The 11974-nt window shown below is 72.1% G+C and carries 10 protein-coding genes and 2 pseudogenes; 4 read left to right on the top strand and 8 right to left on the bottom strand.

The window, feature by feature from the left end; genetic code table 11:
• Positions 1 to 378: 378 nt before the first annotated feature.
• Positions 379 to 924, bottom strand: a complete 546-nt coding sequence (locus tag ACQPW6_RS23555) for an ArsR/SmtB family transcription factor (RefSeq protein WP_433891658.1) — start codon at positions 922 to 924, stop codon at positions 379 to 381.
• A gap of 58 nt (positions 925 to 982) precedes the next feature.
• Between ACQPW6_RS23555 and ACQPW6_RS23550 the strand changes: the two genes are divergently transcribed.
• From ACQPW6_RS23550 to ACQPW6_RS23540, 3 genes are all read left to right on the top strand, one after another.
• Positions 983 to 1966: a S41 family peptidase gene (locus ACQPW6_RS23550; RefSeq protein ID WP_433891657.1), complete on the top strand. Its 984-nt coding sequence runs from the start codon at positions 983 to 985 to the stop codon at positions 1964 to 1966.
• An 83-nt stretch (positions 1967 to 2049) separates the two neighbouring features.
• On the top strand, positions 2050 to 2304 hold the full coding sequence (locus ACQPW6_RS23545; RefSeq protein WP_433891656.1) for a hypothetical protein: 255 nt from the start codon (positions 2050 to 2052) through the stop codon (positions 2302 to 2304).
• A 119-nt stretch (positions 2305 to 2423) separates the two neighbouring features.
• Positions 2424 to 3281, top strand: a complete 858-nt coding sequence (locus ACQPW6_RS23540; RefSeq protein WP_433891655.1) for a hypothetical protein — start codon at positions 2424 to 2426, stop codon at positions 3279 to 3281.
• A 35-nt stretch (positions 3282 to 3316) separates the two neighbouring features.
• Here the strand turns inward: ACQPW6_RS23540 and ACQPW6_RS23535 are convergent, their stop codons facing one another.
• The 6 genes and pseudogenes from ACQPW6_RS23535 to ACQPW6_RS23510 all read right to left on the bottom strand — a co-directional run bounded on the left by ACQPW6_RS23535 (position 3317) and on the right by ACQPW6_RS23510 (position 7956).
• Positions 3317 to 3748, bottom strand: coding sequence for a hypothetical protein (locus ACQPW6_RS23535; RefSeq protein ID WP_433891654.1), 432 nt, complete (start codon positions 3746 to 3748; stop codon positions 3317 to 3319).
• Between the two features lie 162 nt (positions 3749 to 3910).
• On the bottom strand, positions 3911 to 4489 hold the full coding sequence (locus ACQPW6_RS23530) for a hypothetical protein (protein WP_433891653.1): 579 nt from the start codon (positions 4487 to 4489) through the stop codon (positions 3911 to 3913).
• A gap of 96 nt (positions 4490 to 4585) precedes the next feature.
• The gene (locus ACQPW6_RS23525) at positions 4586 to 6037 is read right to left on the bottom strand and encodes a PE-PGRS family protein (RefSeq protein WP_433891652.1); all 1452 of its coding nucleotides are present in this window, start codon (positions 6035 to 6037) and stop codon (positions 4586 to 4588) included.
• A 203-nt stretch (positions 6038 to 6240) separates the two neighbouring features.
• Positions 6241 to 6918: pseudogene (locus ACQPW6_RS23520) on the bottom strand (polysaccharide lyase family 7 protein); the annotation flags it as partial.
• 66 nt (positions 6919 to 6984) lie between these two features.
• Positions 6985 to 7443: pseudogene (locus tag ACQPW6_RS23515) on the bottom strand (ricin-type beta-trefoil lectin domain protein); the annotation flags it as partial.
• Positions 7444 to 7515: 72 nt separating this feature from the next.
• A complete protein-coding gene (locus tag ACQPW6_RS23510; protein WP_433891651.1) occupies positions 7516 to 7956 on the bottom strand; it encodes a MarR family winged helix-turn-helix transcriptional regulator in 441 nt (146 codons plus the stop codon).
• A gap of 163 nt (positions 7957 to 8119) precedes the next feature.
• On the opposite strand from ACQPW6_RS23510, the gene ACQPW6_RS23505 reads away from it, so the two are divergent.
• Entirely contained in the window at positions 8120 to 8983 is an 864-nt protein-coding gene (locus ACQPW6_RS23505) for an SDR family oxidoreductase (protein ID WP_433891650.1), read from the top strand.
• 253 nt (positions 8984 to 9236) lie between these two features.
• Here the strand turns inward: ACQPW6_RS23505 and ACQPW6_RS23500 are convergent, their stop codons facing one another.
• Positions 9237 to 11825: a YfhO family protein gene (locus tag ACQPW6_RS23500; RefSeq protein ID WP_433894635.1), complete on the bottom strand. Its 2589-nt coding sequence runs from the start codon at positions 11823 to 11825 to the stop codon at positions 9237 to 9239.
• Between the last annotated feature and the right edge of the window lie 149 nt (positions 11826 to 11974).

The raw sequence follows: 11974 nt of genomic DNA, 5'->3' as shown, positions 1-11974 counted from the left end.
CGATTTGCGGCTCCCGCCGCGTGGGCGCGGCTTACCCCGGCATCACCAGGGGCGCGGGGAACTGCGCGACCAGCCACGACGGTGGCGCGCGTGGCCACCGGCCCGAAGGGGCAGTTGCTGTAGTTGCCGGACTACCGGCCGTCTGTGGCTGGTGGCGCAGTTCCCCGCGCCCCTAAAAGCCCGGGCCGGCCGGGCCCCATCGCTCGCGCCACGCCAGCGGCGCGCGGCTGCTGTCGATCTGCGGCTCCCGCCGCGCGGGCGCTCCCGGCCAGCGGGCGCCCCGTAGGGGCGCGGGGAACTGCGCGACAAGCCCCCACCGGGCCGCAGGCCGGGAACCGCGTCGGGGCGCCGCCCGCTCCCGGCCCCCGTGCACCGGGGTCACGACCCCGGAGAAGCCTCAGCGGCAGGCGACGCGTGGCGGTAGAGCGCCACCAGAACCCCGTGCACCGGCTGCGCCGCCCCCTCCTCCTCCGCCTCGTCGACGAGCCGCTCCAACTCCCCCGCCAAAACCCCCGCCCGCTCCGGGCTGAGCCTCACGTTCCGCAACGTGAGCGTCGTCGGCGCCGGCGACCGTTCCATCTCCTCGGCCACCGCCCCGAGCATCGCCGCCGTCCCGGGCCCGCGCGGCTCCGGCACGTGCATCTTCCGAGCCGTCCGCAGGTAATACTGCTCGGTGCCGCCGCGCACCTGCCGGGTCTCGGCGACGTGCACGAGCCCCGCCTCCCGCAGCACCTTCAAGTGGTGCGCCACGCTCCCCTTCTTCGCGTCGAGCCGCACCGCGAGCTGGCTGATCGTCGCCTGCCGGCTGCCCAGCGTGAACAGCAGCCGCTGCCGCAGCGGGTGCGCCAGCGCCGCGAACTGCTCGGGCGTACTGATCTCCTGGACGTCCTGCGGCGGTCGGGCAGGGTTCTCCGGGTCGGCCATGAGCTAAGTGTCCAATTCTCTTGACGCTTTCGCAAGGGCGGTGCTCTACTTCCGTGCCATGACGACTCCCGCCGCCGCTCCGGCCGCCCGCACCCCCGACCCCGGCACCCCCGCCCTGGACCCCGCCTCCGTGGTGGACGCCACCGCGCGCCTGGTCGGGGAGCACTACATCTTTCCCGGCCCGGCCGACGAGATCGCGGCCCTGCTGCGCCGTCGGCTCGCCGAGGGCGGTTACGGCGTCGGCGAGGACGCGGAGGAGCTCGCCGCCCGGGTCACCGCCGACCTCCAGTCCGTCAACGGCGACCTGCACCTGCGGCTGCTGCACCACCCGGACCCCGTCCCGGCGGAGAAGGGCGCCGCCACGATGGCGGCGGTGCGCCGGAAGTTCGACGCGTCGCTGGGCGGCGTGCCCCGGGTGGAGCTGATGGCCGACGGCGTCGTCCTGCTGGAGCTCGGGCCCATGCTGTTCCCGCTGGAGTGGGCCGCCGAGCCGCTGACCGCCGCGCTCACCCTCGCGTCCCGCGGCTCCGCGCTGATCATCGACCTGCGCGGCAACGTCGGCGGCGACCCGGACACCGTCGCCTTCGTGTGCAGCTACCTGCTGGACGAGCGCACCCACCTCACCACCATGCACTGGCGGGACGGCGACCGCGCCGAGCAGACGTGGAGCCTGCCGTACGTACCGGGCCCGCGGTTCGGCGGCAGCCGCCCCGTCCACGTGCTGACGAGCGCGCAGACGTTCTCCGGCGGGGAGGCGCTGGCGTACAACCTCCAGCAGCTCGGCCGGGCCGTCGTCGTCGGCGAGCAGACCCGCGGCGGCGCGCACCCGCGGGAGGGCTGGACCGTCCACCCGCACCTGGAGGCGACGATCCCGGTCGGCCGGGACGAGAACCCGGTCTCCGGCACCAACTGGGAGGGCACGGGCGTCACCCCGGACGTCCGCTGCGGCGCCGACGAGGCACTGGAGCGGGCGCACGCGCTGGCGGTGGCGGCGGTTCAGGAGGCGCCGGCGTCCGCGTCCTCGTCGGCGTCCGTGTCCTGACGGCGGCGGGTCCGGCCGCCCCCCGCTCGGATCGTCGGGTTATCGTTGAAGCCTGATGCCGGAGGGGCGTAGGGGGCGCGGGCATGGGATCACCGGATGTGCAGGAGCTGAACACGCGGGCCGCGCAGTTGCGCGGGCTGGCGGCGGAGGTCGAGGCGCTGCCGAACAAGGCGCGGACGTTCGCCACCCAGACGATGAAGGGCTGGGAGGGCCCGCACGCGGACCGTACCCGCGGCGACATCAACGGCTGGCACACCGCCTGCCAGCACGCCGCGCAGACCCTCCGCGACGAGGCGTTCACCTGCGAGCAGAACGCCAAGGACCTGCAGAAGAAGTAGCGCGCCGGGTCGCGTCGGACCCCGGGTTCCGACCAATCGACCGACCGCCTGCCGTCCCGTTCCCGCCGCTCCCCCACTCCCGCCGCTCCCGCCACGCCGACAGAAAGCGCCGACACCAGATGCCTTCCTACGACAGCTCCCGAGGGCGCTTCCGACTCGCCGACCAGCACATCGCCGTCCTCGGCCACCTGGCCGACCGCGAGACGCCGCCCGACGAACTCGCCCAGCCGCTGGCGGAGTTGCAGCACATCGGGCTGGTCGGCCCGGAGGGCGAGCTGTCCCCGCTGCTGATCGACCTCGTCGGCGCGTTCGCCGACCCGATGGTGATGATCCGGGTCGAGGTCACCGGTGAGCACGGCGCCGTGAACCACGGGATGATCGTCGGCCAGGAGGCCGTCATCGCGCACGACGGCTGGCCGGGCGAGGAGGAGTCGGAGTACGTCTCCGTCGAACCCGCCCGTCTCGTCTGGGAGTTGGCCCGGCTGGTCAACCTGCGCGACATCAAGCCGGTGGAGCTGCCGGTCGCCCGGGTGGAGACGACGATGGGCGTGCTCGACGCCGCTTTCGTCGCACTGGGCGACACCCCCGGCATCGAACTCGTCGAGGCCGCGAGCCTCGCCCGCAAGGCCATCGCGGAGGCCGGCGGCCCGGCCGAGCCCGCGCTGTACGTCTTCGCAGACCTGGTAGCCGCCCTCAACTGCACGTGGCGCGTCACGACGGCATGGGACACCAAGCAGGACGGCGAACGGGCCGCGGCGATCAGGGCGTTGGCCGTCTGGGACTGCGGCCGGCTCGGCTACTGGATCCGCGAACGCCCCGAGGAGCCGATCCTCCCCGGCCAGGTGGGCCCGGACACCGAACTGCACCTGGTACGGGCGGGATCGGGCGAGCTGTGGGACCAACTCGCGGATCTGCTCCCGGACGTGGAGGATCTCATGGTCGAGCCCGAGGAGCCGGAGGAGTCGGCGAAGCCGTAACGGGGAGACGACCGACGAGGCCGCTGGGCTCCCGTCTACTCCCCGCCGCCGTCGCCGGGGCTGTTGAGCAGCCGCCAGGGCGTGATGGCGATCACCCCGCCCAGCGACAGGGACGAGACCTCCACCGCCTCCAGCACGAGCGCGATGGCCAGATCGATCTCGTCCACGCCGTCCCACGCCGTTCCGATCCGGGGGAAGCCCACGTAACGGCGGTGCTTGCCGTTGGCCATCGCGATCCTGGCACCGTCACGGCGCAACTCCACCGCCTCGCCCCCCGGCTTGGACTCGTAGGTGTACGCCCGGTCCTCGTAGCGCAGATGCAGCGCCCGCGACGCGCGGCTGACACCGTGCACGTTGTAGGACACCTCGACCTGCGTCTCCCCCACCCGCATCTTGCCCTTGGCCAGCGACGGCTGCCCCGTCATCCCGGGCGCGGTGAAGGACGCCTCGGGCAGGTGCTCGCTCACCAACTCGGCCCGGAATATCTCACCAGACCGCGCCGGCCGAATCGGCTTGACGAAAAACGCCTGAGCATCCCCGTACGGGCCTACCCTGCCCCGCTTCCCACGCTGAGCATCGTTGTTGAACGGCACCAACTCGAACGTGAAGTCGCCCACCGTGTATCCCCTCTACTCCCCGCCGCCGTCGCCGGTGTTGAGGAGCTTGAACGGCACCCCGCCGATCGCGCCGCCGAGCGTCAGGGATTCCACGTCGACTGCTTCCAGCACGAGCGCGATGGCCAAGTCCACCTCATCCGCGGAACCGTGGGTCGATCCGACGCGGTGAAAGCCGACTCCGGAGACGAACGTGCCGTTCTTCAAGGCCACTTTGGCGCCGTCACGGCTCAACTCCACGCCCTGCCGGGACCCCTTGGCCGCGTACGTGTAGGCGCGGTCCTCATAGCGCAGGTGCAGCGCGCGCGACGCGCGGCGGATACCTCGCCAGTTGTAGGCCACGTCGAGTTGCGTCTGATCGACCTGCATCCTGCCCTTGGCCAGTGAGGGCTGACCGCCCATCCCGGTGCCGGTGAAGTACGTCTCCGGCAGGTGCTCACTCACCAACTCCGCCCGGAACTGCTCCCCCTGCCGCGGCTCCCGAACCGGCTTGACGTAGAAGGCCTGGACGTCTCCATACGGTCCGACCGTGCCCCGTTTGCCGCGCTGGGCATCGTTGTTGTACGGCACCAACTCGAACGTGAAGTCGCCCACCGTGCTCCCCTCTCTCCGGTCTCTCGTCCCGCTGTCTCGTCCTGGCCCTGCCACCCTATGGCGCGCCTCCGGGGGTTCCTCCGCACCCCGGAGGCGCTACCAACTGAACGGGTTGAGTTTCTTCGCGGCGTTCTTCGCTCCGCTGGCCAGGCTTTTCGCGCCCTTGGCCACGTCGTGGCCGACGTTGCTCGCGGTCTTCGCGGTCCAGTCCGCGGCCTTGCTCGCGCCCTTGGAGATGTCGCCCCAGTGCTGGACGATCTTCGCGCCGCCGTAGATGACGCCGGTTCCGATGACGAGGCCGAACGTCACCGGGTTCGGGGCGATCATGGCCGCGGTCAGGGAGGCGTTGAAGCCGACCTCGGCGACGTCGGCGACGTACCCGGCACCGTTGCGCTTGAAGGCCTTGACCGGGTTGCCCTGGGAGATCACGTTCACGGCGCTGTAGACCGTGGACGCCGCGCTGCCGGCGATGCCGAGACCGCGCAGCGCGCCCGACGTCCGGCCTGCGATGCCCACCCCCTCCATCAGCGCGGTGGTGCGGCTGGCGGCTGTCGCCTCGTCACCGAAGCGGGCCGCTGTGTACACGTTCTTGCCGACCCTGAACAGGTTGGCGCTGGCAGCCCTGGCCACCGGCTGACCGGAATGCGTCAGGCCGCCGAATATCCTCGCCATGCTGTCCGAGCCGACGAGGAAGTCGATGGCCCGATTCGCCGAGATTCCGTGCAGCGCGGCGTCCATGAAGGGCATGCGGCGCAGCATGTCCCAGCCGGTGCCGGTCTGGTCGCCGATCCAGCCGTTGAGGCCGGGGATGCGTTGCAGACCGGCGCTGATCTTGCTGGGCAGCCAGGAGCCTGGCGCGCTCAGCGAGCGGATCTTGGGGTTCCACGCGTCCAGCTTCGTGGCCCACGACTGGACCCGGCCGACGGGGATCTTCGCCATCCCCTTCGCCGCCCAGTTTTTCCACGCCTTCCCCCAGCCCTGCTTGAACGAGTTGCCCAGCAGCACCTTCGTCAGCGCCGTCCCGTGCAGGATCACCTTCCCCGACGCGTCCGTGACCGCGCCCCAGTCGCCGTACGCGCCGATCAGGTACTGCACCGCCGGCTCGAACGGCTGCAAGCCCGGAATGCTCGTCAGGGCCGTCGCCTTGAGGCGGTCGAGCCAGTCGTTCAGGGACTCGTCGGGCTTGCGGTGGAAGGCGGACGCCTTCGGGTCGTCGCTGGAGGCGACCGAGTTGGCCAGCAGCAGGTCCTCGGGGGTGACCGCGCCGGCCTTGAGCTTGGAGAGTTCGTCGGGGGTGAAGCCGGCCCACAGCAGGCCGCCGGACAGGTCGCCGTTGTCCATTCTGATCGTGGCGGCGCGGCGGCGCAGGTCGGGGCCGGTGTCGGTGACCCAGGACTCCATCGGGCGGAGGGCGCCGAGCTTCGCGGTGACTCCGAGGGTGGCGGCCTTGCGGAAGACGGAGTCGGTGCCGTTCTTCAGGCTGGCGGGGTCCTTCCCGTCCAGCAGGGTGGCCAGTTGCTCCAGATCGACCGGATTCACGCTGCGCATGTCATCCCCCCGGTTGACGGCGATTTTGCGATCAACTGATCGTACTAAGGGATGGTTATGACCGTCACGGGGGCATCGGCGCAGGGCGGGTCGCGGTGCCGCGACCCGCCCTCCCGGGCTCGCCGGATATTCCGGTGAATTAACCGTTCCGTTTACCCGTTCCGTCTACCCGTGGCGTTTGGCCACGCCGGTTATCGGCCCGGTCATCCGTGCGCGACGGTGAGCGCGTAGAACGCCACCCGGGCCCCGTTGGTGGTGCTGCTTGACGAGGACTGGTTGTACGAACCCGCCTTGAAATACTGCTTGTACGGGCTGAAGGACGACGGGATCGGGTAGTGCGTCGTGCTGCCGTTGATCGTCAGGTCGAGCGTGTTGCCGTTCGAGACGGCGATCGTGTAGCTCCACTTCGTGCCGACCGCGACGTGGCCCACGGTGTGCGTGTTCTGGCCGCCGTCAGGGGAGTTCTCGATGCCGACGACCACGTCGCCGTTCGCGTGGTAGTACAGCTCCAGCAGCGGCTTGGTGGACGATCCGCCGGAGCCGAGGTGGATCTGCCCGACGGCGACGTTGCTCGTCACCGACACCACGCGCAGCGTCGCGCTCAGCTTGTGGTTGCCGCTGAGCGACCAGTCGGCGGCGCTGCCGTTGGTGTTCATCTCGCGCAGTTCGGAGCGCGCGTAGTTGGAGTTGGGGGTGGTGACGCCCTTCTCCGGGGCCCAGAAGGTCATCGCCCCGTCGGACCCGTCGGTGTAGAAGTACGAGTCCTGGAAGCCGCCCGCACCCTGCAGCCGGGACGACGAGATCGTGGTGGGCGAGCCCGGTGAGCCGACCGGCTCCTGCAGTTCCCACACCGACAGGTTGAAGTTCCCGCCGGGCGCGACCGAGGTGTTGAGGCCGCCGCCGGGCGGCGGGCTGGTGGGGGGCGCCGAGCCGTCGGGCAGCGTCCACTTCTGGTTCGCCGCGCCCGTGCAGGTCCAGATCTGCAACTGGTTGCCGTTGGCGGACGATTGGCCGGTGGCGTCCAGGCACTTGCCCGAACCGGTGTTGACCAGCTGGCCGTTGCTCGGCGTCCACTGCTGCGCGGCGGTCCCATTGCAGTCGTAGAGCTGCACCTTGGCGCCGCTCGCGGTGGAGGCGGCCGTCACGTCGAGGCACTTGCCGAGCGCGCGTATGGAGTTGTCGGAGTTGCCGACGGTCCAGCTCTGCGCGGCCGTTCCGTTGCAGTCGTAGAGCTGGACGTGGGCGCCGTTGGCGCTGGACGCGGCGGCGATGTCCACGCACTTGCCGCCGAGTCCGGTGATCGGGCCCGCGGTGGCGGCGGAGGCGGTGGTGTTGCCGAGGACGAGGAGCGTCCCGGCGAGGCCCGCGGCGGAGGCCGCGACGAGCAGCTTGAGGCGGTGCTTCATGTGGGGGTCCTTAAGACTTGGGGGGGTTGGTCTAGTCCAAGGTTCCCGTGTTGAATAACACGCCGCCCACTATCAGTCAACAAACCTTCCAATTCCCAGCAGCTCGCTCCCCGTCCGGTGCACCTTCGCCAACGCGCCCAGCAGGCAGGCGCGTTCCGCCTCCGTGAGGTCCGCGAGCACGCGCTCCTCGATCAACCGCCGCTCCTCCTCGACCGGTTCGCGCAGCGCGCGGCCGGCGTCGGTGAGCCAGAGTCGGACGAGGCGGTTGTCGCGGTCGTCGCGGCGCCGGACGAGCAGTCCGGTGCCGGTCATCCGGTCGGCCATCTTGACGACGTTCGGCGTCGTGACGTTCAGCGCGGCGGCGATCTCGCCGGGCGTGCGGCCGTCCTGCTCCCAGAGCAGCGCGAGCAGGTGGTTCTGCCCGAGGTGCAGCCCGTGCCGGCGCATCGCCGCGTCCGCCAGGGCGCGCAGCACCTTGGACGTCTTGCCGTGCAGGTCGAGGAACTCGGGCATCGCGGTCTTCCGGGTGGTGGGGGGCGGGACGGCCGGGGTGCCGGCCGGGGCCAACGGTAGTCGGCCCGACGGCCGGCAGCGCAGGTTGACGACGGGATCATTAACCGGTTAACGTCTGCCCCGACAGCACTCGATAACCGGTTAACGACCCTTGGGAGCCCTCATGCTACTGGTCACCGGAGCCACCGGGAACGTCGGCCGCGAACTGGCGGCCGAACTCGACGCGCGAGGCGCCGACGTGCGACTTCTCGTCCGCGACCCGGCCCGCGCGGCCGGCCTCCCGCCGAGCGCGGAACGCGTCGTCGGCGACCTCGACGACCCCGCCACCCTGCCGCGCGCCTTCGCAGGCGCCGACGCCCTCTTCCTGCTCACCCCCGGCATCCGCCTCGACCACACCACCGCCGCGGTCGCCGCCGCCCGCGACGCCGGGGTGCGCCGGATCGTCCACCTGTCCTCGTTCAACGTCCTCGGCGACCCGATGCCCGCCATGGGCCGCTGGCACCACGAGCGCGAGCAGGTCATCCGCGCGTCCGGCATCCCCGCGACCTTCCTGCGGCCCGGCGGCTTCATGACCAACGCGCTCGACTGGCTGCCCACCATCCACGAGGGCGGCTACGTGCTCGACCCGGTCGGCCCCGGCCGCTACGCCCCGATCGACCCCGCCGACATCGCCGCGGTCGCGGCCCTCGCGCTGACCGAGGACGGCCACCTCGGGCAGGAGTACGTGCTCACCGGCGAGGAGGTGTTCACGGTCGCCGAGCAGGTGCGGATCCTCGCCGCGGCAGCCGGCCGCGACATCGAGGTGCGCGATGTCGCCACCCCGGAGGAGGCGGTCAAGTCCCGCTTCCCGAACGGCGCTCCGCCGGCGCTCGCCGCCGCCATCGCGGAGGGGTTCGCCGCGATGCGCGCGGACACGGACGGCTTTCGCACCGAGACGGCGGGGCGGCTGCTCGGCCGCCCGCTGCGGACGTTCAGCGACTGGTGCGCGCGCAATGCCGACGCGTTCCGGCAGCGGGCCGGCGCGTGAACGGGCGGACGGGCAGGCCCGGTTGAGCGGGTGGACGGGCGGGCTCGGTTGAACGGGCGGACGGGCAAGCCCGGTTGAACGGGCCGACCGCCGAACGACGGGATCGGGCGCACTGGTTGAACGGCCGGACCGGAGCAGACCGCCAAGGCGCCCCGCACGCCCACCCGCCGCAACCCCGACCGTCAGCCAAGCCCCGGCCGTCAACCAGCGCCGACCGTCAACCCACCCCCGACCGTCAGCCCAGCCCCGACGGTCAACCCAGCGCCGCGTTCACCGGCTCCGCCCCCGCGACACTGCGACCCCCGGGGCCGCCGCCCGTACCGCCCTCCCCTTCCCCGGTCCCCCGCCGCCGGCCGCGCCACCACCCGTAGCCGGCCAGCGCGACGAGCCCGAGCAGCGAGGCGCCGCCGATCGCCTCGCCCTCGTGCAGCCCGGGCGGCGTGAACGAGCACGAGACGTGCGTCGTACGCCCGTCGAGCGGCACCGACAGCAGACCCAGGTACGACTGCGCGGGATGCGAGCCCGATCCCGCCGAGCAGGTCCACCCCTCGATGGCGGGTGCGGCGATCACCGCGAACCCCTGTGAACCCGGGGGCAGTTCGGCGCTGATCCCGTCATCGGTGACGTGCACCCGGGTGGCGGCGGTCGCGGCGAGGCGCTGCTCGGCGGCGGCCAGCCGGGCCGGGTTCAGGCAGCCGATGCCGCCCGCGTCGAGCGTCCCAGGCTCGTACATCTCCACCGACGCGGTGAACGTCCCGCCGCGCGGCGCCGTGCCGAGCGACTGGAGCACCGCCCGGTGGCTGCGCCAGCGGCCGGTGTACCGCACCACCGGCTGCCCGGGCAGCCGCACGCTCGCCATCGCGTACGGCGCCCACAGGTAGATCTGGTCGCCGGCCGGGCAGGACGACTGAAGCGTGTACGTGCTGCCGGGCCCGCCGCCCTTGGTCCCGGTGACGCGGAAGCCGCCGCTGCCCACCCGGACCGGGTGGCCTTGGTGGTCGGAGACCCGCATCCGGCCGGGCGTGTAGACGTCGCTGCCGAGCAGCAACTCCTGGTTGGCGTAAGGGGATTCGCCGTACCCGGCCGGCGCCGCACCGTGCACGGTGACCAGCGGCGGCACCTGCCGCCTGGTGACGGTCGGCGGCTCCACCTTGGCCGTGGCGGCACCGGTGTTGGGGCCCGGCGCGTGCGGGGCGGGCGGGCTGTGCAGCCGGGCGCCGACGGAGAAGATCACGTCCGTGACGGGGTTGTCCAGGCTCTGCAACGAGCGGCCGTCGGACGTCCAGCCGCCGCCGAGTTGCGCGAGGGTGTTCGTCCACACCTCGGGCGTGAAGCTGCTGTAGTACTGCGCGCCCTGGCCGCCGACCACCAACGGGTCGTTGCCGACGGTCTGTTCGCGGCCGGGGTCGGTGCGGTACGCGGGCCAGCCGTCGGCGGCCTGAACGGCGTCGTCCTGCCAGGTCTGCCGCTGTCCCCAGGCGGGGTACGTGTCGAACGCGGCGACCCGCTTGCGGTCCGTCCAGGCGTTGCTGAGCCCGGACTGCGCGAACTGGACGGCGACCAGCACCCCGACGGCGAGCACGGCGGGCAGCGCCCGGCGCAGGCGCTCCGCGCGGCGCAGCAGCAGCAGCGCGCCCACCGCGGCGACCAGCCCGCCGGCCGCACCCGGGTACGTTCCCGGGCCGGCCAGATCCTTGTCCGCGCCGATCCAGCCGACGCCCACGACCGCGACCATCAGCCCTGCCCCGTAGGCCAGTTGGCGCGGCCTGGGCAGCCCGTGCGCGAGGGCCAGCCACGCGGCGATCACCAGCACCCCGCTGAGGACGAACGTCTGCCGGTACTGGCTGCCGTTGGGCGTGGTGAACGCGTACCAGAACAGGTGCGTGGGGTTCCACTGCATGGACGCGACCACGACGACCGCCAGGGCCGACCACACCGCCCTTGTGCGGCGCGGCACTTGGGGGTGGAAGGGCAGCACGAAGGCGAGCAGCAGCGCGGCGGTGTCGACGTAGAGCGACGGGGTCGAGAAGCCGTACGTGCCGGGCAGCAGCCGTACCAGCAGGTCGGGCAGCGGCGCCGGGTCGAAGCCGCGCGTCACGGGGTAGGCCAGGCCCGCGCCCTTGACGATCGCCAGCAGCAGCGGCGCGGTCAGCCCGATGCCCAGCGCCACGCTGAGCGCGCCACGGCCGACCGCGAACAGCTTGCGGCGGACGGTCGATTCGGGATCGGTGTCGGTCAGCAGCCGCGCGGTGAGCACCAGGGCCGCGCCGATCGTGGCGATGTACGCGGTGTAGAAGTTGGCCGTCCAGCACAGCGCGACCACCAGCACCGACACGACCGGCCGCCGCCCGGCCCGCGCCCACTCGCCGACCAGGCACAGCAGCGGGAACGCGATCAGCCCGTCGAGCCACATCGGGTCGTACGACGCCAGCATCAGCGTCCAGCCGCACAGCGCGTACGAGGTGCCGAGCAGCCCGGCCGCCCACCAGCGCCCCGGGCGCAGCCTGAGCAGCAGGCAGGCCATCGCGGCGGCGGCGGTCATCATCTTCAGGAGGGTGATGACGTAGACCGCGAGGTCGATCCGGTCCCGCGGGAAGACCCCGACGAGGAGGGCGAACGGGCTGGAGACGTACGTCCCGAAGTCGGGCAGGAAGCTGGTGCCGTACCCGGACTGCCAGTTGACCAGCAGCCCGCCGTCCGCCCGGCCGTGCAGCAGGTCCCACAGGTGGACGTGGAACGGTACGAACTGGTTGCCCAGGTCGTTCACGTTCCGGTCGCGATGCCCGAACGGGTACTGCCGGGCGACCGCATCCCCCGCGCAGAAGGTGACCACCGTCACCACGGCGGCAAGCACCCCGGCCCGCACCGCACCGGGCGCCCGCCCGACCCGCGCCCACCCCGCGCGCAGCCACGGCCGCAGCCGACCGGCGAACCCCGTGGACAGCGGGGAGACTTCTCTGGGCGCCACGGATTTCCCCCGGTGCAGTTGTT

Source organism: Streptomyces sp. CA-111067, from assembly GCF_050956065.1.
Lineage (GTDB): Bacteria > Actinomycetota > Actinomycetes > Streptomycetales > Streptomycetaceae > Actinacidiphila.
Note: the sequence above shows the minus strand (reverse complement) of the source record. Positions and strands in the feature narration are given on the sequence as shown.

What these genes read in the sequence shown, in the direction of transcription:
- ACQPW6_RS23550 (WP_433891657.1), top strand. Translation starts at nt 983, where the DNA reads ATGACGACTCCCGCCGCCGCTCCGGCCGCCCGCACCCCCGACCCCGGC.
- ACQPW6_RS23540 (WP_433891655.1), top strand. Translation starts at nt 2,424, where the DNA reads ATGCCTTCCTACGACAGCTCCCGAGGGCGCTTCCGACTCGCCGACCAG.
- ACQPW6_RS23525 (WP_433891652.1), bottom strand. Translation starts at nt 6,037, where the DNA reads ATGCGCAGCGTGAATCCGGTCGATCTGGAGCAACTGGCCACCCTGCTG.
- ACQPW6_RS23510 (WP_433891651.1), bottom strand. Translation starts at nt 7,956, where the DNA reads ATGCCCGAGTTCCTCGACCTGCACGGCAAGACGTCCAAGGTGCTGCGC.
- ACQPW6_RS23545 (WP_433891656.1), top strand. Translation starts at nt 2,050, where the DNA reads ATGGGATCACCGGATGTGCAGGAGCTGAACACGCGGGCCGCGCAGTTG.
- ACQPW6_RS23505 (WP_433891650.1), top strand. Translation starts at nt 8,120, where the DNA reads ATGCTACTGGTCACCGGAGCCACCGGGAACGTCGGCCGCGAACTGGCG.
- ACQPW6_RS23555 (WP_433891658.1), bottom strand. Translation starts at nt 924, where the DNA reads ATGGCCGACCCGGAGAACCCTGCCCGACCGCCGCAGGACGTCCAGGAG.